This window comes from Scytonema hofmannii PCC 7110, assembly GCF_000346485.2.
In the GTDB taxonomy this organism is placed as follows: Bacteria; Cyanobacteriota; Cyanobacteriia; order Cyanobacteriales; family Nostocaceae; genus Scytonema; species Scytonema hofmannii.
Map to the genome: position 1 here is coordinate 6,635,259 of NZ_KQ976354.1, position 24,127 is coordinate 6,659,385.

At 42.1% G+C, this 24,127-nt stretch carries 23 protein-coding genes, 2 tRNA genes and 2 pseudogenes; 14 read left to right on the forward strand and 13 right to left on the reverse strand.

The features are described from left to right. Positions 1 to 116 precede the first annotated feature (116 nt). Together cofG and WA1_RS27595 are read right to left on the reverse strand one after the other, a co-directional pair. Entirely contained in the window at positions 117 to 1,082 is a 966-nt protein-coding gene (cofG, locus tag WA1_RS27590) for a 7,8-didemethyl-8-hydroxy-5-deazariboflavin synthase subunit CofG (RefSeq protein WP_017745638.1), read from the reverse strand. A gap of 29 nt (positions 1,083 to 1,111) precedes the next feature. Further along, positions 1,112 to 1,738: a helix-turn-helix transcriptional regulator gene (locus WA1_RS27595; protein ID WP_017745639.1), complete on the reverse strand. Its 627-nt coding sequence runs from the start codon at positions 1,736 to 1,738 to the stop codon at positions 1,112 to 1,114. A gap of 233 nt (positions 1,739 to 1,971) precedes the next feature. Here WA1_RS27595 and WA1_RS27600 point away from each other — a divergent pair, with 233 nt between their 5' ends. Continuing rightward, positions 1,972 to 3,015, forward strand: coding sequence for a hypothetical protein (locus WA1_RS27600; protein WP_017745640.1), 1,044 nt, complete (start codon positions 1,972 to 1,974; stop codon positions 3,013 to 3,015). A 196-nt stretch (positions 3,016 to 3,211) separates the two neighbouring features. Continuing rightward, the gene (gene psbA, locus WA1_RS27605; RefSeq protein WP_017745642.1) at positions 3,212 to 4,294 is read left to right on the forward strand and encodes a photosystem II q(b) protein; all 1,083 of its coding nucleotides are present in this window, start codon (positions 3,212 to 3,214) and stop codon (positions 4,292 to 4,294) included. Between the two features lie 167 nt (positions 4,295 to 4,461). Here the strand turns inward: psbA and moaC are convergent, their stop codons facing one another. After that, positions 4,462 to 4,950 (reverse strand): cyclic pyranopterin monophosphate synthase MoaC, encoded by a 489-nt coding sequence (gene moaC, locus WA1_RS27610; protein WP_017745643.1) that lies wholly within the window; start codon positions 4,948 to 4,950, stop codon positions 4,462 to 4,464. A 34-nt stretch (positions 4,951 to 4,984) separates the two neighbouring features. Here moaC and WA1_RS27615 point away from each other — a divergent pair. Continuing rightward, positions 4,985 to 5,058: transfer RNA gene (locus WA1_RS27615), tRNA-Arg, on the forward strand. Between the two features lie 94 nt (positions 5,059 to 5,152). Here the strand turns inward: WA1_RS27615 and WA1_RS27620 are convergent. Together WA1_RS27620 and WA1_RS53340 are read right to left on the reverse strand one after the other, a co-directional pair. Continuing rightward, positions 5,153 to 6,385 carry an MFS transporter gene (locus tag WA1_RS27620; protein ID WP_017745644.1) on the reverse strand — a complete coding sequence of 411 codons (1,233 nt, stop codon included), beginning with the start codon at positions 6,383 to 6,385 and terminating at the stop codon, positions 5,153 to 5,155. Positions 6,386 to 6,547: 162 nt separating this feature from the next. Beyond that, positions 6,548 to 6,748 (reverse strand): annotated as a pseudogene (locus WA1_RS53340) (IS4 family transposase); the annotation flags it as partial. A 547-nt stretch (positions 6,749 to 7,295) separates the two neighbouring features. Between WA1_RS53340 and WA1_RS58245 the strand changes: the two are divergent. The 6 genes and pseudogenes from WA1_RS58245 (at position 7,296) to WA1_RS27640 (ending at position 12,045) form a co-directional block, all read left to right on the forward strand. Beyond that, on the forward strand, positions 7,296 to 7,586 hold the full coding sequence (locus WA1_RS58245; RefSeq protein ID WP_017745645.1) for a VOC family protein: 291 nt from the start codon (positions 7,296 to 7,298) through the stop codon (positions 7,584 to 7,586). Between the two features lie 15 nt (positions 7,587 to 7,601). Next, entirely contained in the window at positions 7,602 to 7,730 is a 129-nt protein-coding gene (locus WA1_RS60335; protein WP_272819244.1) for a hypothetical protein, read from the forward strand. Positions 7,731 to 7,788: 58 nt separating this feature from the next. Beyond that, positions 7,789 to 8,769, forward strand: coding sequence for an ABC transporter substrate-binding protein (locus WA1_RS27630; protein ID WP_017745646.1), 981 nt, complete (start codon positions 7,789 to 7,791; stop codon positions 8,767 to 8,769). Positions 8,770 to 8,778: 9 nt separating this feature from the next. Next, positions 8,779 to 10,584 carry a diguanylate cyclase domain-containing protein gene (locus WA1_RS27635; RefSeq protein WP_017745647.1) on the forward strand — a complete coding sequence of 602 codons (1,806 nt, stop codon included), beginning with the start codon at positions 8,779 to 8,781 and terminating at the stop codon, positions 10,582 to 10,584. Between the two features lie 90 nt (positions 10,585 to 10,674). After that, a pseudogene (locus WA1_RS55460) lies at positions 10,675 to 10,818 on the forward strand (IS4 family transposase); the annotation flags it as partial. Positions 10,819 to 11,442: 624 nt separating this feature from the next. Then, a complete protein-coding gene (locus tag WA1_RS27640) occupies positions 11,443 to 12,045 on the forward strand; it encodes a pentapeptide repeat-containing protein (RefSeq protein WP_017745648.1) in 603 nt (200 codons plus the stop codon). A 141-nt stretch (positions 12,046 to 12,186) separates the two neighbouring features. On the opposite strand, the gene WA1_RS27645 is transcribed toward WA1_RS27640, so the two are convergent. The 3 genes from WA1_RS27645 to WA1_RS27655 form a co-directional block, all read right to left on the reverse strand. Then, entirely contained in the window at positions 12,187 to 13,401 is a 1,215-nt protein-coding gene (locus WA1_RS27645) for an MFS transporter (protein WP_017745649.1), read from the reverse strand. Between the two features lie 191 nt (positions 13,402 to 13,592). Continuing rightward, positions 13,593 to 14,603, reverse strand: coding sequence for a glycosyltransferase family 2 protein (locus WA1_RS27650; protein ID WP_017745650.1), 1,011 nt, complete (start codon positions 14,601 to 14,603; stop codon positions 13,593 to 13,595). Positions 14,604 to 14,617: 14 nt separating this feature from the next. Continuing rightward, positions 14,618 to 15,358 (reverse strand): C40 family peptidase, encoded by a 741-nt coding sequence (locus tag WA1_RS27655; RefSeq protein WP_017745651.1) that lies wholly within the window; start codon positions 15,356 to 15,358, stop codon positions 14,618 to 14,620. Between the two features lie 12 nt (positions 15,359 to 15,370). On the opposite strand from WA1_RS27655, the gene WA1_RS27660 reads away from it, so the two are divergent. Beyond that, the gene (locus tag WA1_RS27660; RefSeq protein ID WP_017745652.1) at positions 15,371 to 16,300 is read left to right on the forward strand and encodes a serine hydrolase; all 930 of its coding nucleotides are present in this window, start codon (positions 15,371 to 15,373) and stop codon (positions 16,298 to 16,300) included. Between the two features lie 209 nt (positions 16,301 to 16,509). Here WA1_RS27660 and WA1_RS27665 read toward each other — a convergent pair whose 3' ends face one another. The 5 genes from WA1_RS27665 to hisF form a co-directional block, all read right to left on the reverse strand. Further along, positions 16,510 to 16,704 (reverse strand): hypothetical protein, encoded by a 195-nt coding sequence (locus tag WA1_RS27665; RefSeq protein ID WP_272819245.1) that lies wholly within the window; start codon positions 16,702 to 16,704, stop codon positions 16,510 to 16,512. A 563-nt stretch (positions 16,705 to 17,267) separates the two neighbouring features. Continuing rightward, positions 17,268 to 17,340 (reverse strand) — tRNA-Ala (locus WA1_RS27670). A gap of 104 nt (positions 17,341 to 17,444) precedes the next feature. Beyond that, a complete protein-coding gene (locus tag WA1_RS27675; RefSeq protein ID WP_017745654.1) occupies positions 17,445 to 17,912 on the reverse strand; it encodes a DUF4262 domain-containing protein in 468 nt (155 codons plus the stop codon). Positions 17,913 to 18,009: 97 nt separating this feature from the next. Beyond that, positions 18,010 to 18,207: a hypothetical protein gene (locus WA1_RS27680; RefSeq protein ID WP_017745655.1), complete on the reverse strand. Its 198-nt coding sequence runs from the start codon at positions 18,205 to 18,207 to the stop codon at positions 18,010 to 18,012. A gap of 101 nt (positions 18,208 to 18,308) precedes the next feature. Then, complete coding sequence (gene hisF / locus WA1_RS27685) at positions 18,309 to 19,076, reverse strand: imidazole glycerol phosphate synthase subunit HisF (RefSeq protein ID WP_017745656.1); 768 nt, start codon at positions 19,074 to 19,076, stop codon at positions 18,309 to 18,311. 206 nt (positions 19,077 to 19,282) lie between these two features. Between hisF and ruvB the strand changes: the two genes are divergently transcribed. From ruvB to WA1_RS27705, 4 genes are all read left to right on the forward strand, one after another. Then, on the forward strand, positions 19,283 to 20,383 hold the full coding sequence (gene ruvB / locus WA1_RS27690) for a Holliday junction branch migration DNA helicase RuvB (RefSeq protein ID WP_017745657.1): 1,101 nt from the start codon (positions 19,283 to 19,285) through the stop codon (positions 20,381 to 20,383). Positions 20,384 to 20,524: 141 nt separating this feature from the next. Continuing rightward, positions 20,525 to 21,331 carry a tetratricopeptide repeat protein gene (locus WA1_RS27695; RefSeq protein WP_017745658.1) on the forward strand — a complete coding sequence of 269 codons (807 nt, stop codon included), beginning with the start codon at positions 20,525 to 20,527 and terminating at the stop codon, positions 21,329 to 21,331. Between the two features lie 190 nt (positions 21,332 to 21,521). Then, positions 21,522 to 22,793 carry a glycosyltransferase gene (locus tag WA1_RS27700; protein WP_017745659.1) on the forward strand — a complete coding sequence of 424 codons (1,272 nt, stop codon included), beginning with the start codon at positions 21,522 to 21,524 and terminating at the stop codon, positions 22,791 to 22,793. A 59-nt stretch (positions 22,794 to 22,852) separates the two neighbouring features. After that, entirely contained in the window at positions 22,853 to 24,106 is a 1,254-nt protein-coding gene (locus WA1_RS27705; protein ID WP_017745660.1) for an alpha-1,2-fucosyltransferase, read from the forward strand. Positions 24,107 to 24,127: the final 21 nt, after the last annotated feature.

Consider the following 24,127-nt stretch of genomic DNA (forward strand, 5'->3'; position numbering starts at 1 on the left):
GCTCAACAAATGCTTGTAAATGTTGGGTTTCGTTCCTCAACCCAACCTACGTATTTTCTTATTTTTACGCTTAACCGAGCAGTATTGCCTCCGCGTTCTGGTGCGCCCTCTGCGGTTCATATATTTTTAATCCTATACCGCCACCTCTTCACCCCCGCTTGCAACTCCACCGACAGCCAAGCATCAAATTGTGGATAAACAGGCAAACGCGGAACCAACTTCCAACCACCAGACTTCAATATTTCTTGCAATCTTTGGTATTGAATATGAGGATAATCAGGATTGACTTCATCCTTTGGTCCAATACCACCCAAATCCCTAGCACCAGCTTCCACACATTCCAATAACCATTGTGAATCTTGAACTAAATTTGGTGGAATTTGAATAGTAATATCTTCCGGTAAAATTTGACGTGCTTTAGAAATAACTTCTGGAAGCTGACATGGATTAAAAGGTGGAGCAGCCAAAATTTGTTGACTTCCAGGGCTGTGAGGTTGCAAAATAACTTCCTGTATATTGCCATATCTTTGTTGAAGAGCAGATATAGCTTCTAAACTCTCCCACCAATCTTTTTCTGTTTCACCAATTCCTAAAAGCAGCCCAGTTGTAAACGGTATCCTTAATTCACCCGCCCACTGCAATTGTTGTAACCTGACTTCTGGTAATTTACTCGGCGCGTGTTTGTGAACAGTTTCCAACAATACAGGGGTTAACTGCTCCAACATTAACCCCATGGAAACATTAACTTCCTTGAGCCTTTGCATTTCTTCAAAACTAAGCAGTCCCGCATTCGTATGCGGTAAAAAACCCAGAGAAAATGCTAATTGGCATAAGTCATAAATTCTCTGAAACCAAGCTTGACGTTGTGAAGAATGGGGATGTACTTCCCCACTCAAAATTAATATTTCACAAACATTTTGATTTTGAAGTTGTTTTAAAAGCTTTTCTGCATCCAAAACTGTCATCCAAGGACTTTTACCAGGATCGGTGCGAAAATTGCAATACGTGCAGCGATTAAAACACTCATAGGTAGGCACAATTGTATAAGCAGGACTGTAAGTAACAGTTTGAGAAGTAGACATAGATATCCTCCACTTCCCTTCATTTTCCTTTATTGCATGCACATCATCTCCTGTTGCTTGGCATAAATATTTTTTAAATGCTTCTTAACCGTGTTGATAGTGATATAAAGCCTTTCTGCAATCTCCCTGTATGAAAGATTTGCTTGGCGCAGCAACCAAACCTCCGCTTCTCGGTGAGTCAGCCCGTATTTTTTAGCATCAAAGAAAGCCAGACTTTGATGAGTTTGGTTGCGGTCTTCTAAAATCACCAACATAACATTTCGTTCGCTCGCATCTAAAGCCAACCATCTGGCTCGAATCCGCAGTTTTACACCTTTATCGGTTTGTATGTCAGATTCGATAACAATGCGTTCTTCTGGAAAAAGTTCGCGGCTATCGATCAAAGACTCACAAACACGCCAAATCTCCTCTGGAACTGTATCAACAAAATTTCTCCCGCACATTGTTTGTCGGCAAATTTGGCGGGCGCATTCATTAGCTTGAAGCAGTTCGCCCTGAGTAGTCAGTATTAAAAGACCGTCTACAAAGCTTTCAATGACAGCTTGTAACAGGTAAGCCCTTGACTCAGGTTGTAATTGCTTACCATGATAATTTTGTTTATTCAATTTTTCTTTTTGGTTAGAAGTGATATATTTATGTTCTTCTGCAAAGCACATGATAAATCTCCTCTACGAGTAAGCACGCATAACAACTAAGCACCAGTCGCAATCAACCAGCTGCATAAATCGATTGTTATTTTTTTGGCTCTGCAGTGTCCATACCGTAACCTGTAGGTTAAGCAATAAGTCTGAAGTCAACGTTTTTTGCTGGAAACGTCCTGAAGTCAACTGAAGCAGGGTGAAGTTTTTTTTACAGTGACCAGTGACCAGTGACCAGGGATAAATGACCTATGAATTATGCAAGTATTGACCAATGGTTTCCAGTTGAGCAACAACACAAGTACATTTCTCTTCTCATCGGAAGAGTTGGTGTAACACGCCGACGAGCAGAGTATTTCGTTAAATTGTGGGCATATCTTTTACTTAAGCAAAAGCAAGAACTTGGCAAGCGGATACAACCCCCTTTGTCTCAATTAGACATACCAGATGGATTCGTTTCTTGTACGCACCGCGAAGCTTATGAAATTTTCTACGGTCAACAAAACACCGGGCGGGGAAGCGAACGTGCAGCAGGTATGATGATCGATCAACTGGTGGCTTTGGGATTGATTGAAAAAGACTTTGATGGTAACAGTACCTGCATTCGGGTGAGATCTTTACTGTCCAATCTGCCAGAAGGTTTTCGCGCTGCTAAATCTACACAACTTGTAACAGATAATTACAATCCCCGAACGGATACCATTCCCGTTGCGAGTTTTTTGGCTCGTGACTTTAACTTTCTTAACAAAAAGACAACTGTTGACCCCCATAGAATAGTCAAAATACTGCGAGTCTGGGCTGAGCAGTATCCTACTGGTATGCGAGTCCTGCGCCGTCGCGATAATCAACATCCCGTTGGGTTTTACGCTTTGCATCCTATAGCTAGGGAATCTGAGAACAATTTCTTTCTCCCTCCTCGCAACAGTCTTTTCCTGCTGGATAGTTCTAAAGAAGCTGACCCTTTCAAAATCGCTCTATCGGAAGATCCAAGTTGTACATCTATATGTATAAGAATCTGGCTCATAGACTCTCCCTACAAGCAGCGAGAGAATATTTGTCTGTTATTGGAGGATTTACAAAAAACGTTAATTAGGATGCAAATAGAGTTTCCTAACCTTTGCGATCTGTATACGATCGCAGTCCTTCCTAGAGATGAACAACTAGGTTCGGCATTGGGATTCCAGAAAAATAGCTACAGTTCTCAATTTTCCTCGTGTTGGTGGATGTACGCTCCTGTTGATAAGTTTTTAGCTCTGAATGTTGAGCGATCGCTGTCATCTCTAAAGTTTGATTAACATCACAGATCAACTTGCACCTTTTCTGGTATAGGGCTAAGGTCCCTTATTTGCCTTTTTTTCAGAGGCTAAAAAATTTTTCTTAAGAGGCTTTACAAACTGTAACAGTATGTTTAATATTGTAATCAGCAGGTAGAAAATTCTACCTTGACTTTTGAAACATACATACCACATACATACAGCACTTATATCAGTCATGACCACAACTGTACAACGTCGCGAAAGCGCAAGCGTATGGGAGCAGTTCTGTAACTGGATCACCTCCACCGAAAACCGCCTTTATGTAGGCTGGTTCGGCGTATTGATGATCCCCACACTGTTATCCGCAGCGATCTGCTTCATCATTGCTTTCATCGCTGCTCCTCCAGTAGACATCGATGGTATCCGCGAACCTGTTGCAGGTTCCTTACTCTACGGCAACAACATCATCTCTGGTGCAGTTGTTCCTTCTTCTAACGCCATCGGTCTTCACTTCTACCCCATCTGGGAAGCCGCTTCCTTAGATGAGTGGTTGTACAACGGCGGTCCATACCAGTTGGTGGTTTTCCACTTCCTGATTGGCGTCTTCTGCTACTTGGGTCGTGAGTGGGAATTGTCCTACCGCTTGGGTATGCGTCCTTGGATTTGCGTAGCATTCAGCGCACCCGTTGCTGCTGCAACCGCAGTCTTCTTGATCTACCCCATCGGTCAAGGTTCCTTCTCTGACGGTATGCCCTTGGGTATCTCTGGAACCTTCAACTTCATGTTGGTGTTCCAAGCTGAGCACAACATCTTGATGCACCCCTTCCACCAGTTAGGTGTAGCAGGTGTATTCGGTGGCTCCTTGTTCAGTGCAATGCACGGAAGCTTGGTAACCTCTTCCTTAGTTCGTGAAACAACTGAAACCGAATCTCAGAACTACGGTTACAAGTTCGGACAAGAAGAAGAAACCTACAACATCGTGGCAGCACACGGCTACTTCGGTCGCTTGATCTTCCAATACGCATCATTCAACAACAGTCGTTCCTTGCACTTCTTCTTGGCAGCATGGCCAGTGGTAGGCATCTGGTTCACCGCACTGGGTATCAGCACCATGGCGTTCAACCTCAACGGCTTCAACTTCAACCAATCGGTAATTGACTCTCAAGGTCGTGCGATTGGAACTTGGGCAGACATCCTCAACCGCGCTAACCTCGGTATGGAAGTGATGCACGAGCGCAACGCTCACAACTTCCCTCTCGACTTAGCATCTGCTGAAGTTGCTCCCGTTGCAATCAGCGCTCCTGCTATCAACGGTTAATCAATACTATGAAGGCGCGATGTATCGCGTCTCGACGATAAGAAAAGCGTCCTTCGTCAGAGGGGCGCTTTTTGTTTTTTTGGAAATGGAACCGCAGAGGCGCTGAGTACGCAGAGGATAGAGAAGAGTAAAGTAGCGTGGGCATTGCCCACCCTATTCCCCACTCCCTACTCCCTACTCCCTCCTGTTTTACTGACTAACTGAATTGCTTCAATTTGAATTGTTTTTTCTAGGGCTTTTGCCATGTCATAGAGGGTAAGAGCAGCAATAGAAACGGCTGTTAAAGCTTCCATTTCTACGCCTGTTTCTGCTTTGGTTTTGACGATCGCTTGCAGTTGATAACCGGGAAGTTGGGGATCGGGTGTGACTTGCACTTCGATTTTGTGCAAGGGGAGAGGGTGGCATAGGGGGATCAATGAAGCTGTGTGTTTGGCTGCCATAATTCCTGCTATCCTTGCTGTACCCAACACGTCTCCTTTGGGAGCGTTCCCTGCTTGAATGGCGGTGAAGGTTTCTGCTAGCATCTTGACTCTAGCAATGGCTATGGCTTCCCGGACTGTGGGCGCTTTCCCAGACACGTCTACCATTTGGGCTTGCCCTTGCTTGTCTAAATGACTGAGTTCGGCAAATGAATTTTCAGAATTTTCTTGCGTCATGGGGAAAATGTGTGTTACTATAAAATTCTTGTAAGGGTGTGTAGCTCAGTGGACTAGAGCACGTGGCTACGGACCACGGTGTCGGGGGTTCGAATCCCTCCTCGCCCGCTAATGATGCATGTAGAGACGCGCCATGGCGCGTCTTTATTTATGAAGAAGCGTCTTTCTCACAAAGGCGCTTTTTTGCCATGATAGTGAGTCTCTAGACCTTTTTGATAGCATAATTATCTGCTTCACGACCAAGAGCAAAGCGTAGGGAACTTCCTAAGCTATTGCTGGACTGGGTGAGAAAGAAGAAAAATCCCAAGAAAGTTAAAAAGGCGGAAACAAGAAACATTTTTCGATAACCAAAATGATGGGTAAACCACCCGAACATCAAACCCGCGATCGCAATCCCTACATCTAAGCCCAACAGACACAGGGCAAAAATCTGTCCTCGTTCTTGGGGTTTTGCTCGGTCTGCCATCATAGCTGTGATTGCGGGAATTAAGGTTCCAGAAGCAGCCCCATCCACAACTGCTGCTAACAAAACAGTTGGAGGAGTATATGCCAGCCATAAAATTAACATTGACAACGTATAGAAAACTAAGCTGATAGTAATAAATAAGCCACGACCCAAGCGATCGCTTGCTTTGCCTATAAATAACCTTATCCCAAAACCTGAGATAGCTGCAGCAGTGAAAAACAAACCTGGATTTAGAGCGATTTTGGCTTCTTTAATAAACAACGGGATAAAAATGTGTATGGCACTACCAGCTAAACCGATGAGCAACATGATGATAGCCGGAGTTCTCACCCTTGGACTCAATAAAATTTTCCAAAATTGATTGTCTTTGGCATCTGTTCTTTTGAGTTTTGGCAGAGGTGGGTTAACAATGGGGAAAATACCCAATACGGCGACAAGCGCCAATTCTGCAGTTATGAGAAATAAAACCTTGTTGCTAGCCTCGGACTGTAGATAACCACCCAAAGCAGGTCCAATGGCAAACCCAATCGGATTGACCAAACTCATGTAGCCAATAATTTCACCCCTTTTTTCTGGAGGCGCTATATCCGCGACCAAAGCATTAAAGCCAGTGGCAAAAGCTGCAATGCTAATACCATGAAAAGCACGTAAGAGCATCAACAGGGGAATAGACTTGATTGTTAAGTAGCCCAGAGGTGCGATCGCAGCCACGAGAGTACCGATCAGCAACACGATCTTCCGACCCCGCCTATCTGCCAAACGCCCCAACCAAGGGCGAAACAGCAATAATCCAACAGCAAAACTGCCCATTACAATTCCAATTTCCTGCCTGTTTGTACCCAGTTGCCTGAGGTAAATCGGCAGTGTTGGTAGTAATGAAGCCATGCTAGACCAGAATAATAAACCTGCTGCAAAGAGAACCAGCAGGTTGTATCGCAATTGAGTATCAGATGTGCGAAGTACTGTCACGGCAAACGCTAGTTAATTTAAACTGTTGCAGTCAATACCAGCACCTAAGAGTGATATTGCTGCCAAATTATTCTACCTTGTCTTATGAACTACTCAACCTTCTGCCTCCTGTCCTCTGGTGTTCTTGATAAAAACTTTCCTTATCACAATACCTTTGCCAATTTACGAGAGTTCAACTTCTGTAGAAAGCGGATGAATACGACCATTAGAAGTCAGCTTGGCAAAAATCTGGGTTAATAAAATAGGCTCAGGCTTAACACTCAGCATTTTTAACATTTCCCGGACATATTGAAAACCACGATAGAAAGCCTTAAGGTCAACAATACCAGAGCCGGGATTACAGGAGCGAAATTGAGCTAGTACACAGCGTCTTGCTTTTACCCTAACTGAATGCAAAATTTGCTTTCATCAAATAACTTAGTGTTCGCTCTTTCACTTTGCAGTACTAATGCCATTGCAGAGTTGCTTGTCGCTATTGTTAACATTGGGATTTGTCTGTAAATAGCCGCGCACCCAATCGCAACCTTTCATTCATAATTTATGCTGAAATCCAAACACAAAGCTATGTTTGATACATAATTTTTGAGAGACTTTTCAGCATAATTTCTAATTGACAAAAGCAATGTTATCTCAAATTGTCACGAATGGGTCTTTGCTCGTTCTCTAAGTTCAACAGCAGTGGAGTGTTGCAGCTAGTTTTGGGCACAACTTTTTCAGCCTTTTTTGTTTTTTTTGACAGCGAGACTAGAGACCCAAGCTTCTGAACCGCTATCAGAGCAAGTCAAGGCGCAGGTTCATCCTGATATAAAGCGCCAGATCAAGGATTTTCCCTTGAAAATTGCACGGTACCGGATTTGATTAGAGAAGCGATCGAGCAGTATTTGGCTAGCAAGCAAACAACTCAAGCGAGTTGAAGGTATTTCGGGTAACACATTCCAAGTCTCCCCCACCAATTGACCAACAAATTACTTTTTTATACACTAACGACCTTGCCACCTCTACTGAGTTCTATGAAGATAAGCTAGGTCTGAAGTTGTGGCTTGACCAAGGCAGTTGCCGGATTTATACTGTAACTGGTTCTGGATACTTGGGATTGTGCCAAAGGAACGAGAGTGCAACAAAAGAGGACGCTGTACGAACGGGCATTATCTTTACCATTGTGACCCAGCTTGTAGACCAGTGGTACGAATACCTCAAGTAATATGCAACTATTACGGTGGGTGAAGGTACGGTTGTTGAGTTAATCACCGATCGCAAGGCGTGGGCATTATCTAGTTATGTTTATGGCTGGCGCTTCGTCCGTTCAGGTGTATGGAAGTTTGATTCATCTCGATTGGAATTGTAACAGATAGTTGATTTAGTTGAAATTTCATAAATTATATTTAGAAAATATCAAATATTATATGTTAAAACTACTCGAATACCTTAGTATTTTTATCATTACCACCTATTTACTATTTGCTTGTAATGCTTCAGCACCAACCAAATTAAAACGCCCTCCCTTGAGGGTGGTATTTGGATATTTTGTTGGCGAGTTTCCAGGGATCGTTGCTCAAGAAAAAGGATTTTTCAAAGCCCAAGGGGTAGATGTAGAACTAATTTATAACCGATCCGTCCAATTGGAACGCGCAAATTTCAGTGCAGGTAAGTATGATGGCATTTCAGCGTCCTTGGGAAGTTTTATCATCTTGAGTTCCACAAATCCCAATATACAAAGCGTGATGGTTATAGATGAATCAATAGGAGCAGATGTGGTAGTCGCCCAATCAGAAATTAAAACCGTTTCTGACTTAAAAGGGAAAAAGCTGGGTGCAAATCTAGGAAGTTTTAGCGAAGTTTTTGTGACTGAGATGTTAAAAACTGCTAAATTAACCAACGATGATGTGAACTTGGTTAAATTAGAAGCTTTAGATATTCCTCAACGTCTGAAAAATAATGTTATTCAAGCTGGACACACTTGGGAACCCCATCTTTCTGAAGCTATTAAATCAGGGGGACATATCCTATTTAGTAGCAAACAAACCCTTGGCTTGATTTTAGATATGATTGTCTTTCGCTGTGAAACAATCCGCGATCGCCCCGAAGACATTCGTGCATTTGTCCGAGGATGGCTGCAAGCCGCAGCCTACTGGAAAGCAAATGTCACTGAAGGAAACGCCATCATCAGCAAAGCGTTAAAAATTCCTAGCAATACACTTTCTCTGGAGGGAGTAGACCTAACGGATTTAGCTGAAAATCAAAAATTATTTCAATCTAGCAACCCTAACTCCATCTACAAAACTGCCAAGATATATACAGACTTTTTTATTCGCTCTGGAAACATGACGCGCATTCCTGAGCTAAAAAGTTTGTTCAATTCTTCGTTCTTGAATCCTCCCTCCTAGTTTAAAGCCATGCAGCAGCTTGTTTTGGGTGGCATCCGTAGAAAGTTGATCGCCTCGTTTCTCATTGTTGCTTTGATTCCTTTGCTATTATTGGGATTTATCAACAAACAGACAACTGAAAAAGCACTAACTGACAACGCCCAACAAGCCTTATCTGTGGCGGCTAACGAAACCGCTAATAGAATAGATGCCTTTATTGATGGAAATCTCAATGCCGTGCGCGTAGAGGCAATTTTACCAGGTTTGGCACGCTACCTCAGCCTAACTCCAAAACAGCGAGATGACAGCCCTGAAATGCGATTGGCGACAGAAACATTAATTCGTCTCAGCCGCAAAGATATGCTCAATATTCTCTCCTATGCTTTGCTCGACTTAAACGGCAAAAATGTATTGGATACACATACATCGAACATTGGCAAAGATGAATCAGTTGAAAATTATTTTAAAAAACCACTGCAAACTGGGTTATCCTTTGTTTCTGGGATGAAGCGAATGCCGACAATTCCTGACCTTGTTACCCTCTTTTTTAGCAGTCCGGTTCGCAATGCCAAGGGAGATATATTGGGTGTATTGCGTATTTCATACAATGCTACTGTTGTTCAGCAGTTAGTAACTCGAGAAACTGAAAGGGCTGGGGCAAAATCATTGGCTATTCTTTTAGATGAAAATAATATTTATTTGGCACATAGTACGGCACCAAAACTACTTTTCCAATCAATTGTGCCTCTGCCTTTGTCTGTTGTAAATCGACTACAAAATCAAGGAAATTTACTTAATTATCCTGTCAAAGAATTGGCAACTGATGAGTTAAAAATTAAGCAAGCATTAGATAATAAACAGTCGTATTTAATTGCATCTTTGTCAGCAACAGGTAATCAGCTTAATCTGATTGCGCTCGCTCGTTTAAAATATAAACCTTGGTCTGTATTGTTCGCACAGCCCCTTGCTGTTGCCCTAGCACCTGTAGAAAAGCAAATTCGTGACACAATGTTTCTATTTGCAATTATCGCTTCAGTAGTGACAATCATCGCTTTTGCCATTGGGCAACTGCTAACAAAGCCAATAATTTACCTTACCAATATAGTTTTGCAGTTTACCGCAGGTAACTTAGATATCCGCGCCAAAATTACTTCACTGGACGAAATAGGTCAACTGGCAAAATCATTTAACAACATGGCACTTCAGTTACAAACATCTTTTGAAACTTTGGAACAACGGGTACAACAGAGAACAGCAGAGTTAGTAATTGCTAAAGAAAAAGCAGAAGATGCGAATCAGAAACTAGAACAACTGGTAAATCTAGATGGTTTGACTCAGGTGGCTAACCGCCGTTGCTTCGATGGACGACTGCAAGAAGAATGGCAACGCCTTGCACGGGAACAACAATTCCTGTCACTGATTTTATTCGATGTTGATAAATTCAAATCTTATAACGACTACTATGGTCATCTAAGAGGCGATGATTGTCTAATCACAATCGCGCAAACAGTGCAACAGGTAGCTCGTCGTCCTGCCGATCTTGTAGCGCGTTACGGTGGAGAAGAATTTTCGGTACTCCTTCCCAATACTGACTTAGCGGGAGCCATCGAAGTAGCACAAAATATTCAGCAAGCAATTCACGCTCTGGTCATCCCCCATGCAAAGTCTGATGTCAAGGGGATCGTCACCGTTAGTATGGGGATTAGCTCTGGCATACCCACTTTGGATATAAAGCCAGATACACTCATCGCTTCAGCCGATAAAGCACTGTACGATGCCAAACAACAGGGGCGCGATCGCTATTGTTACTCATTAGCAGGACTTAAACAAAACTAGAGATGAAAAAAGGGTATAATATTTAATTAGCATAGCTACAAAGTGAAAAAAAGCTCATAAAAGAAACCACCTCCACAGGCACATTTTTGTTTCTATCGTGGTTTTCAATATGTCCGGGAAATGTTAAAAATGCTGAGTGTTAAGCCTGAGCCTATTTTATTAACCCAGATTTTTGCCAAGCTGACTTCTAATGGTCGTATTCATCCGCTTTCTACAGAAGTTGAACCCTCGTAAATTGGCAAAGGTATTGTTATCAAATATAAGGCTGAGAAAAAAGAAATTTACAAAACAAATCTTAATTGTGAAAATTAAGTCCTGATTGAAGATGAGTATCAAGAATATTGGAGTAATCAGCTAATCTTGGGGTGATCTCAATATAGAGCCGCTTCAAACAGCGTATCTTTACAGAGGTTGTACGCAATGTATCATTAAACTTCGCCAGTCTGATAATTTGTTTTTCAAATCGCTCTGCACTACTGTTTATCTCAGTTTTATCACTCTCGATCTAAATGTAAAATTTGCTACTTTGCATGACTGAGCTTTTGCCATTTTTAAGGATTTTAGTGATTTTTACATTTTATTACATTGATATTTTTATCTCTGCCTGCTGACTGAGCACTCAGGGCTAGTTGACATTGTTTAGAGATGTCTATCAATCCCCGCCAGTCAAAAAATGTAAAAATCACTCGTTGAGCGTTGCAAATTTATTAAAAATTTATTAAAAATTTACAGAAATTGACGGAGGTTGAACTTTTAGCTAACTGTCATGGATTAAATATACACACTTTCACGTAATAACCATTGTGATGGCTGTATTTAAGTAGAACAAAAATTTCAGTTGAATCGAGATATAGAATTATGTCTAAATCAGAATTTGAACAGGAATTTCAAGACCAAAGCCAAGTATTTGTAGAGAAAGACGTCAAAAACTTTTCACTCCTAGAGAAAAATGCTGACTTAAATCTTATTCCAGACTCTACCATCAGGCGTTTAAGTGATGTTGACACAGGTGTTCCTAACTACAGTGGTGCAAACCTCAGTGGGATTGACTTAAATAATGCCAACTTGATGGGAGCTTACCTTAACGGTACCGATCTAAGCCATGCCGATCTTCGAGGTGCCAACCTACAGGATGCCGATCTTCGAGGTGCCAACCTCAACTATGCAAATCTCAAAGGTGCTAAACTTTTGGGTGCTTTACTCAATTATACAGACCTGAGCTATGCCGATTTAAGTCATACTGATTTGAGCGACGCTAATCTTAGTTGTGCTGACTTAACTCAAGCTAATCTCAATAAAGCTAACTTAAGCAATGCCTGCCTTTTCAGTGCTAACGTGAGTGATGCTGATTTTAAAGAGGTTAATCTAAGTCATGCTGACTTGAGTTGTAGCAATATGAGCCGTGCTCATATTCATAATACGAATTTTAGTGATGTTAATCTTAGCTATAGCGATCCTTAACAAAGGTAAATTTGTATAATGGGCGGGCAAGATGCCCGCACCACAAGAGAGAAGTTCTCAATCCAAAATCTAAAATCTAAAATCCAAAATCGTCTTAGACGTTCTCAATCCAAAATCTAAAATCTAAAATCCAAAATGGTATTAAACTTTCTTCAAAGCATAAATATCTGTACCGCGCCCCAGGGCAAAGCGAAGGGAATTGGGTAAGTCTTTGCTGGATTTCGTCAGGAAAAGAAGAAGTGCCAAGACAGTTAAAAAGGCATCAAAACCAAACATATTCCGGTAACCAATGTGTTCGGCGATCGCACCAAAAACAGGACCTGCTGTGACTAGCCCAACATCCCATCCCACAATACATAGGGCAAAAACTCGTCCTCTTTCCTGTGGTAGCGAACGGTCTGCCATAAGAGTTGCAAGTATAGCAAATAGCATACCTCCAGCTGCTCCTTCAAAGCTTGCGGCTACTAGGAAAGCTGGAGCGGTGTGAGCTTCCCACAAAATGAGCATTGCTACACAGTAACACAGGAGGCTGAGGGTAATAAACAAACCACGACCAAGGCGATCGCTTGCTTTACCAGTGAACAACCTGACGCTAAAGCTAGCGAAAGCTGCTGCTGTATAAAACAATCCCGTGTTTAACTCGATTTTGCTGGATTTGATAAATAACGGCACAAAAGTATTCAATGTCCCGACAGCCAAACCAACTAGCAACAGAATTTCTGCAGGAACTCTTACCCTTGGACTGAGTAACACTTGCCAAAATTTACTTTTTTGAATCTCTTCGGGTTGTTGTTCTATCTGTGGGTTAGCAATTTGCATGACGCACAAGAACGATCCTAAAGCTAATCCCCCCGCTAACAAAAATAGATAGGTATTGCCGCCAGATGCTTGCACATAGCCTCCTAAAGCAGGTCCGAGAGCAACACCAATAGGATTGACCAAGCTCAGATAACCCATGATTTCACCACGCTTTTCGGGGGGTGCGATGTCCGCAATTAACGCATTAAAACCAGGTGCAAAAGCAGCAACACTTAAACCGTGAAAGACACGTAGCGCCATCAATAAAGGAAATGATTTGATGACTAAATAGCCAAGAGGTGCGATCGCTCCTACAAACGTACCGATAAGCAACACGATTTTACGACCTCGCTCATCTGCCAACTGTCCGAACCGAGAACGGAAGAGCAACAATCCCAGGGCAAAACTGCCCATAACGATCCCAATTTCTTGGTTAGTTGCTCCATATTGTTCCAGGTAAAGTGGTAAGGTTGGCAGTAAGGAAGCCGAGCCAGACCAGAATAATAAACCTGCTGCAAATGAAAACAGCAGGTTGCGCCGCATTTGGGCGTCAGTCATGTATAGGTTTTTCAAGGTAGATGCGCGTTTATACTAATTAACTAAATGCTCCTCACACCAAGAAACGCGTTTCTTGGCTCATAGATAAAGCCATCTAAAGCTGGCATTCATTAGTTTTTTGCCTGTTCTAGATGGCTTCTGTTGTAACTTAATTTTTTTTTGAGAGCGTGAGTGAAATCACGTATTTAAAATTATTTTATACTTTTTGCGACAACCTCACGCACGCGATAGATAGGGCGTCCTTGAGATTCGTGGTAAGTACGCATCAGCAACTCTGCCAAGAGACCAAAACAAAATAACTGTACTCCAGTCACAAGCAACAGCACTGCCAGAATTAACAGAGGGCGATTCCCAATATCTACTTGGAGGGCAATTTTGATAACAGTCAAGTAAATTCCTATCGCTCCACCTAAAATCATTGAAATTAGACCTAACAAACCAAAAACGTGCATTGGACGGGTCAGGAACTTTTTCATAAAATAGATAGTTAACAAGTCCATCAACACTCGGAAAGTTCTCGATAGCCCGTACTTACTGCGACCAAAGCGACGGGCGTGATGGCGAACGGGTAATTCTGTAATTCTTGCGCCTTCAATGTAAGCCAAAGCCGGAAGAAATCTGTGTAATTCTCCATAAAGGTTCATATCCGCCACAAGTTCTGCACGATAGGCTTTGAGCGAACAACCATAATCATGAACGTTGACACTTGTGACGCGTCGAATGATCCAGTTAGCAATTTTGGAAGGAAGTAATCGTTTCAGGGCTGCATCTTGCCGATTTTTCCGCCAACCACTGACCAAATCGTAGCCTTCTTCTAACTTTGCTAGCAACACGGGTATATCCGCAGGGTCATTTTGCAAATCGGCATCTAAAGTGACAATTGCTTTTCCCAGTGCGTAATTAAACCCTGCTGACATTGCGGCTGTTTGACCGTAATTGCGACGTAAAATGACTGCTTTAAGATCGGTACGGATTTGCGCTTGTTCTTTCAGATATTGCGCCGAACCATCAGATGAACCATCATCCACGCAGATAATTTCATAACTTAATTCAGTAGCAGTTAAAGTAGATGCGATCGCCTCTAGTAAATATGGCAAGCTTTCTACTTCATCATGCACTGGCACCACTATCGAAACATCTGGAACAATTGACGCCGTTGCTTCATTGTACCCAGCAAATCCATTAACCAGTCCACTCCTCATAATTTCCTGTATTCCTAGCGTTTCTGTGGTTCGTAACTTTTTACCACTCTTCCAGCACCGCGCAGTTGCTGGTAATATGACCGACTAACCTCATCACCTTGTTCCGAGAGACGGTCAATCGCAATTCCATTGCGCCCTTGATTTTTTCCAGAGCTATGGATATAATTACAATCTCCTAAATAGAGTCCCACATGAGTTGCTTTTTGGGAAGTTCCGAAGAAGATGAGGTCACCTGGTTGTAATTCTGTCAGAGAAATGGGTTGGGTGAAAGCTTCCTGCTGATAGGCATCTCTGGGTATGGGAATCCCTACAGAAGCAAATGCTGCTTGCATCAATCCCGAACAATCATAATTTGGTCCTACCGTACCTCCCCAAAGATAATAGTTCGGCTGTTCCATAGTTTTGTGAGTAAAGGCAATGACATCTGGTAAAAGATTTTTAATCTCGGCTGCGGAAAACGATCGAGCTTTATAGGGTACAGTGCATGGTTGTAACAAATCTAAATCTGAGAGTAACAGCCATCCTGGATAATCATCTTCGCAAAGACGTACTTGTAGAGACGCGCCATGTTCTGGAGACGCGCCATGGCGCGTCTCTACATTTTGATGGTCTGATGTTAAGTATAAATGCCGTCCCACAGCAGCTTGTGTTGCTAAGCGATCGCAATTAGGAGAATCATATATGTTTAGATCGGTTAAACATTGATACTCGCTTACTGCTAAATTTTGGATTTTGGATTCTATATTAGAGGACATTCTTAAACAACAATGAGTTTTTTCAATAAGGACGAACAACTGGAAAATCTTGGAAATGGAATTTTAGAGGCAACTTGGGGAGCGTTTCCGAATTTAGCTCGTAACCAAATTGCTTTGACTTGGATTGTCTACGATCCTCCCGTACTGGTTAACACTGGTGGTGCTTTAACTCCAGATGCTTTTTGGAGTCATCCAGTTCGCGGTTTTACATATCGTGGTGTCGAACGCATTTACCCTGCAAGTGTGGTGAAGGTGTTTTACCTGGTAGCAGTTAACGAATGGTTGGAAAAAGGCATGACTTTCACCTCTAAGGAGTTGGAAAGAGCCATGCGCGATATGATTGTTGATTCTAGCAATGATGCTACCAGTTTAGTTGTAGATATATTAAGTGGAACGACTTCGGGACCGGAATTGCCCATCGGACCGTTTGACACTTGGAAGCAGCAGCGCAACATTGTGAATCGGTATTTTCAATCTTTTGGTTGGCCAGATATGGAAACAATCAATGTTTGCCAAAAAACTTGGTGTGATGGTCCTTACGGGCGAGAACGAGCATTTGTGGGTGAGTTACTGGAAAACCGAAATATGCTGACAACAAATGCTACTGCTAGGTTGTTACATAGTATTGTAGGTGGAGTGGCAGTGTCGAGTGCGCGATCGCAAGCCATGATGGCTTTGTTGAAACGCAGCCTCAAACCGGAGGACTTACCAAAAGATGTAGAAGAAGACCAAGTGACGGGATTTTTAGGTGGTGGACTTCCTCAAAACGCTCAAATTTGGTCAAAAGCCGGTTGGACGAGTCAAGTTCGTCATGATGCAGCGTATATAGAAGTACCAGACCGGAGTCCCTACCTTTTAGTTGTATTTACTGAGGGCAAAGCCAACGCAAAAAGTCGGCAAATTTTACCCTTCATATCCCAACAAATCGTGCAAGCAATGTAGGTTGGGTTGAGGAACGAAACCCAACAAACTTCCAAGTGTTTTGGGTTTTGCTATCGCTGAACCCAAAGCAATGGAATCGGATTGCTGCTGATACAGGATAGCTCAAAAAATTCATTAGGATATTTGGTGCTCATCTAGGATAGTGCAACTTCAGTAAGCAATCTCAAAATAGCGTCTCCCTTATTTCATACTCCCCCGGTCGCCTCTTTCTAAGGGTTCCCCACCCAACCGCCAATCACTTCTTCAAAAAAACCTGGCATCCAACCTCTTTTAGTAGGTGTTACAGGTTGAATTGTTACAGTTACTTCAATTTCGCGATCGCTAATTCCTGTTGGAATATCAAGACGCAATATTCTGTCAGAACCTGTATGAGAACACAATTTAATCCTTTGCAAGCTATTCATCTTTATATATACAATTTTTTGTGCCATTTTGATCGGATATTCCAGTTAATTACAAGCTGGGTTACCTTGCGACCACAGCAACTCACTTTCAACTAGTGTCCTGTATATCTTACAGCCAAGTTCTAATAATTTAGAATTTAGCTCTGATTATTTAGAGCAGTGTGAAAAAACGAAATTTGTCTAGTCTCTAGATTACGTAGCTTATCTTTTTAAGTATTTTCACTAAAGACACTGGTAAGTACAGGTAGTTAGATTTTAAATAGTATTAAAACGATTATTACTTTGACAAGTAACTTCTTATAGGTTCTAGCTTATCATCAGGTTAAGCTTATGTATAAGAATTATATAAATTCTATTGTTTGTACGGATATAAAGGACTGTGTTGAGCAAAGCATGAGTTTGTCCAATAGCTCGTCCAAAAAATTATGATATATATCTTGGAAAAGGATTCGCTTCCGTGTTTGACTCTTGCAAATAGCAACAGTCAAAACTTGCGTTCTTGCCGTTACAGAAAACTTATGTTTCCAATAATCTAACCTACATTACATCTTAACAAACAAAAATGGAGTTAAGCGGATTCGAACCGCTGACATCTTCAATGCCATTGAAGCACTCTACCAACTGAGCTATAACCCCGTAAAACCCTTTCTTAGTATATCTAAATTTTTAACTGTTTGTCAACAACTCATTGCAAATTGATAAATTCTGCTATTAAGTTTTGGCAGTGTAAAGCTTTTTGGTTATTCTGTCCATGCTAAAGGTTGACAGAGTTTGGTTTTCATTTCACAATCGCTTTCCCAAGGGAATTTACCTTTAGAGTCAGTCCAGATAAATTGAAGCACTGGGAAACTAACATGACCGTAGAATCTGACAGCTATACCAAGGAGATCCTCTCTAGTATCGCTGTCATTGTTTGGAATAGCTTTGAAGATGACGGGATACTTTTGGACTAAATCTGTGTAGGTAACGTTGGGCTGAATCACCTCACCTCCTTTTACCCGATCGCCCACGTCGTTGAGTAGGGTCAAAGCAGTCTCAATAGGGAGTCCAAACAAAATAATCTCTGGATGCTTGTAGTTGTGATATAAACCTATCGTGTAGGCAAAGCCGGGATTTTCTTTGTCGCCAGCTATACCCATGACTTTCCAGCCCGGTTCTCCTTCCACATTCTTGAGAATGTCGTTTAATAAAGCAACATAGTCTTTCATAAATTTATCTCTAAATTGATTTTATTTACTATCTTGCTCTATATCAGGTTAATAGTTAATTGATAAATTCTTCCATTTAGCTGCCTTCCGTTGACGACTACCCGTAAGATGCTTGCAGTAAATAACTCATGCAGTGTCCCATGAGAAAGTAAACCACTAACATTGCGGCAGCTGCGAGAGCCACTAGCGTACCAGCCAGCATCAAAGAAAATTCTTTATTCTCATACGCTTTTTCCATCAAGTGTAACGACCAGGCTACCAGTGCTACATCAAATACTAAAATAGGTATCAACATATCTATACTATATTAATTCTTGTTAACTTATATTAACATCGTTTCCAAGAACTGTGTTGAACTACTCTATCTGTGAATACAAAAGGGTTCGCTGCTTGGGTTTACATTCTGACAGGAATCTTGCGATCGCGCAAATAAGACTTTATCTGAGTCACGCTTAATTGTCCGTAATGTAAAAGCGACGCCAATAGCGCAGCTTCTGCTTTACCTTCTGTTACAGCAGCATAGATATGCTCGCAGTTACCTGCGCCACCAGATGCAACCACTGGAATTTGTACGGCGTCAGCAATAGCACGTGTTAATTCTATATCATACCCTGCTTGAGTACCATCAGTATCCATACTCGTAACTAAGAGTTCTCCTGCTCCACGCTTTTCGGCTTCTTTCGCCCAAAATAAGGCATCTATGCCAGTATTTTCCCGTCCCCCTCGCACGTACACATCCCAACCTCGGTTATTGGGATCTTGTCGTTGTCTGGCATCAATTGCAACAACTATGCACTGATTGCCAAAGCGATCGCTAGCCCGATTGATAAAATCTGGATCTCGTACCGCCGATGAATTAATACTAACCTTGTCTGCTCCAGCTCGTAAAAGATTTTTAACATTTTCTAAGGTTTGAATACCACCACCGACAGTCAAAGGAATGAAAACTTGTTCTGCAGTGCGGTAAACAACGTCAATAATGGTATCCCGGTCTTCATGAGTGGCTGTAATATCAAGAAACACTAACTCATCAGCACCGGCATCGTTATAAACCTTAGCCATCTCCACCGGATCGCCAGCATCCTTCAAATTAACAAAGTTAACTCCCTTCACAACGCGCCCCGCCTTCACATCCAGGCAAGGTAAGATTCTTTTAGATAGCATCAGTACTTTTGCACTCCTGTTGTGATTGTCCGGAACTTATAATTCTAAAGCGAGAGTATTACAAAATGAAAATTTTCTTAGAACGCTAAGGTCGAAGGTTATAAGTAGAAAATAGAAGAGGGAGAAGATTAAAAGGTCAAGAAGTGGGATTTTCCCATTGCCCCTTGCCCGTTGCCCATTCTTTGTAAACGTTGATAGCTCGAACTATGGCGATTATTTCCTCGAAAAAACAGCCTCAAGATCCAAATGAAAACCCAAAAAAGCGCCATGAGTCAGGCGCATCACCCCCTAAAGACAATCTTTTGCAACCCGAAGCAGCTATTGACGAAGGTAAGCAAGAAGAAAGTATACGACCACAGAGATTTGCAGACTACATTGGGCAAAAGGATTTAAAAGAGGTCTTGGAAATCGCCATCAAGGCAGCTAAGTCAAGAGGTGAAGTGCTGGATCACCTCTTACTGTACGGTCCTCCGGGTTTGGGCAAAACAACAATGGCGATGATTTTAGCGTCCGAGATGGGGGTAAATTGCAAAATCACCAGTGCGCCAGCTTTAGAACGTCCTAGAGATATTGTTGGGTTATTAGTGAATTTAAAACCAGGGGATATTCTGTTTATCGATGAAATTCATCGACTGTCAAGAATGACAGAAGAAATTTTATACCCTGCTATGGAAGATTATCGTTTAGACATTACCATTGGTAAAGGTTCTAGCGCCCGGACTCGGAGTTTACCACTATCAAAGTTTACCTTGGTTGGAGCCACAACTCGCGCAGGCGCACTGACTTCACCACTGCGCGATCGCTTTGGCTTAATTCAAAAATTGCGGTTTTACGAAGTCGATGAACTGAGCAAAATTGTACTGCGAAGCGCCCAATTCCTTCAAACAGCGATCGCAGAAGATGGAGCAGCAGAAATTGCCCGTCGTGCTCGCGGAACGCCCCGTATCGCCAACAGGTTACTTAAGCGAGTACGTGATTACGCACAAGTCAAATCTTCTGGAGAGATTAACGAACTAGTCGCAGCAGAAGCATTGGAACTGTTTCAAGTAGATCCTTGTGGATTGGATTGGACTGACCGTCGGATGTTAACCGTCATCATAGAACAATTTAATGGAGGTCCGGTAGGATTGGAAACAATTGCTGCAGCAACGGGAGAAGATACGCAAACTATTGAGGAAGTGTACGAACCCTATCTCATGCAAATAAGTTATTTGCAACGGACTCCTCGCGGAAGAATGGCGACAGCATCAGCGTATAAGCATCTGGGTTACAAGCCTCCCAATCAACAGTTATCTCTTTTGCCGTAATTTTATTGATTGTGGGGTATTCAATGATTGTGGGGTGGGCGTCTCGCCTGCCCACTGCTCTGGAACGGGCGAGACGCCCGTACCACAAGAAACAAGAAACAAGAAACAAGAAACAAGAAATATTTTTGTCAATAAACACCAATGCTAAGACTTATTGGGATTTTGCTAAGTGTATTGCTAATATTTGGTTGGGTTGAGCCTTCTTTAGCGGCAACTCTACCATTGAATCTCACTCCAGAACAGTTACATCAGCAAGATGAGTTTGCTAACCAAGCTTTTGCTGCTACAGATAAAGGTGATTTTGCCACCGCCGAATTATACTGGACGAAGATTATAGAGCAATTTCCTGATAATCCAGCTGCTTGGAGTAATCGGGGGAATTCCAGAGTGAGTCAGAATAAATTGCAAGAGGCTCTGGCTGACTATAATAAAGCTGTGGAACTTGCACCAAATGTGACCGACCCCTACTTAAATCGCGGTACGGCATTGGAAGGGTTGGGAAGGTGGAATGATGCGATCGCAGATTACGATCGCGTTCTGGAACTTGACCCTAAAGATGCTATGGCATATAACAATCGGGGAAATGCTCTATCAGGTTTGGGAAAATGGGAAGAGGCGATCGCAGACTATAAAAAATGTAATGAAATTGCTCCCAATTTTGCCTTTGCTCGTGCCAACTATGCCCTAGCGTTGTATGAAACTGGCAAAGTAAATGAAGCAATTCGCGAAATGCGAAATATTACTCGTAAATATCCGAAGTTTGCTGATGTGCGTGCTGCGCTCACAGCTGCTTACTGGGTAAGCGGACAAAAAGGAGAAGCAGAAAGCAACTGGGTATCGGCATATGGGCTTGACCCCCGCTACAAAGATATTAATTGGGTAGCCCATATCCGTCGTTGGCCCCCTAGCTTAGTCGCCGCCTTGGAAAAGTTTTTGACACTTAAGTAGCCGTCATAAACTGGGCATTGGGCATGGGGCATTGATTATTTCCCCCCACTCCCAACTCCCAACTCCCTATTTTCAAGAAAGTGCATAAGTAGATGTGACTGACACCTATTAAAAATATAAGCTGCCATTGCGTAGCTATACTTAGTATGGTTTCATATCTTTAAAGTCACGTTAAGTAGCAACTTTTACCATGACTCATTTTGGATTAATCTGTCCTGCATCCACCGGTCACCTCAACACCATGCTTCCCTTGGGGAAAGAACTGCAAAATCGGGGTCATCGCGTTACTTTAATTGGGGTACTGGATGCTAAATCTAAAACGATCGCAGCAGGATTGGAATTCCGAGCCGTTGGTGAATCTGAGTTTCCTATTGGGACGATGGCTCAAGGTTTGACAGAATTGGGGAAACTTAATGGATTGGCAGCAACAAAATACACTGTTGACCTATTGAAGCAAGGAACTGTAATTATCCTTCAGGATGCACCAAAAGTCATCAAAGAGATAGGTGTAGAAGCACTATTAGTAGACCAAGTTTCATCAGGGGGTGCATCTGTTGCAGAATCTCTGGGTATTCCCTTTATAACTATATGCAGTGCTGTAGTTCTCAATCGAGAACCTGGTGTTCCCCCTCATTTTACAAACTGGCGTTACAATCCAGCGTGGTGGGCGCGTCTACGCAATCAAATGGGTTACAAATTACTAAAAAGCGTGAGTAACCCTATTGGGAAAGTCATAGCTGAATATCGACAACAGCACAATTTGCCCCTACCCTCTCGCTCTAATGATGCTTTTTCTCCACTCGCTCAAATTAGTCAACAACCAGCAGAATTTGAATTTCCAAGGCAGAATTTGCCCAAATGGTTCCACTTTACAGGTCCCTATCATAATTTAACTGGTCGTGAATCTGTAACTTTTCCATACGATAAGTTGACTGGAAAACGGTTAATTTATGCCTCACTTGGGACTGTACAAAATCGTCTCCAGTATGTTTTTCAAGATATTGCTCGAGCGTGTGAGGGGTTAGATGTTCAGTTGGTGATGTCTTTGGGAGGCGCACTCGCACCAGAAGCACTACCCAACCTACCCGGAAATCCTCTAGTTGTTAAATATGCACCTCAGTTGGAATTGCTTCAAAAAGCCAGCCTCACAATTACTCATGCAGGAATGAATACCACACTGGAATGCTTAAATCATGGTGTACCAATGGTTGCCATTCCCATTGCCAATGACCAACCAGGGATAGCCGCACGTATTGCTTGGACTAGAACAGGTGAAGTTGTTCCCCTGCAAAAATTGAGTGTTCCTAGATTGCGAGAGGCGATCGAGCGAGTTTTGACACAAGACTCTTACAAGCAGAATGCTTTAAGGTTGCAAGAAGCTATTCGTAAGGCGGGAGGAGTGACTCGCGCTGCTGATATTGTGGAAAAGGCTGTATCGACTGGGGTACCAATTTTAGCTTAAGTAACGGATATACGTTCAGGTAAAAGATTGACAAACCTAGAATTGTTTTGAGTTCATACATGGAAAAATCAAAATATACTACTGAAAGCGAAACCAATAGAGTGTTTAGCGTCTTTGAAACTTTTAACAAAGATGCAGCAAGTGCCAAAATTTCATCGACAGACAGTGATGCAACTGCCAGTGAACCTGTTCTCACAATGTCCAGTCTTGGTAAATTGGGACGATTCGGCAATCAGTTGTTTCAGTATGCTTTCTTAAGAATTTGTGCAAAAAAAAGCGGAGCAAGGGTAGAGTGTCCTCCGTGGATTGGTCAAACTCTCTTTGGACATAACGATGCACCCATTTCCCGACGCTTACCTCCTGCAATTGAGCATAAGGACTTCGGAAAAAGTTTGTTTGATGTTATTCCAGAATTCATTCCTTATCTTGAAAAACTAGCTGATGCAAAAAGTTATCGGATAGATTCAAAAGTGCTGGAGTCCGATCTAGCTAACGTAGATTTATGGGGTTTCTTCCAATTGGAAACCCGACTACTCAAACCAAATCAAGAATTTTTTCGGTCACTTTTCCAGCCAGTTCAGGAACTAAAGTTACCGTTGAAGGAGGGTCTGAATAAACTTTCTGCCAAAGGTAAAACAATCATTGGAATTCATATTAGACGAGGGGATTACATTACAGAAGCAAGGGTTGGATTTACATTGGTATTTCCTACAAAATGGTATCGTGAATGGCTCGACAGTATATGGAACGAATTAGAAGATCCTATTCTTTACCTTTGTAGCGACGATCTCGATAGCATTATTCCAGAATTTGAAAAATTTTCTCCTGTGACTTGGAGAGATTTGGAAGTGAACCTACCAGAAAGAATGCAAGCTTTGAACATAGAGTTTTACATCGACTTCTTTATGTTAAGCAAGTGCGACGTAGTTTGCATCAGCAATAGTAACTTCAGCTTCGTTGCTTGTATGCTAAATGAGCGTGGCAAGATGTTTGTTCGTCCCCACTGGAATTTCTCTACAAAGTTTACCGTTTTTGACCCTTGGGATAGTGAACCATTGTTGTGGTTAGGAGGTCAACAGACAAAATTTAGTAAAAGTTGGGCTGATATCTTATACACAACTTATGTTACTCAAGGTTTTTGGGTAATGCTTAAAAGTATATGTATTTACGCTCCTAGTAGCTACATGAGAGGTTTAGGTCTTCGAGCATATTTGGGTTATCAAATTCAAGGGGTCGTTGGTGTAGTTAAGAGCTTGTTGTATACATTAGGTTGGCGTTCTGTGTGGCAACAATCACAAATAACTTCAAAATAATAAACAAGTATCGTTTCAAAG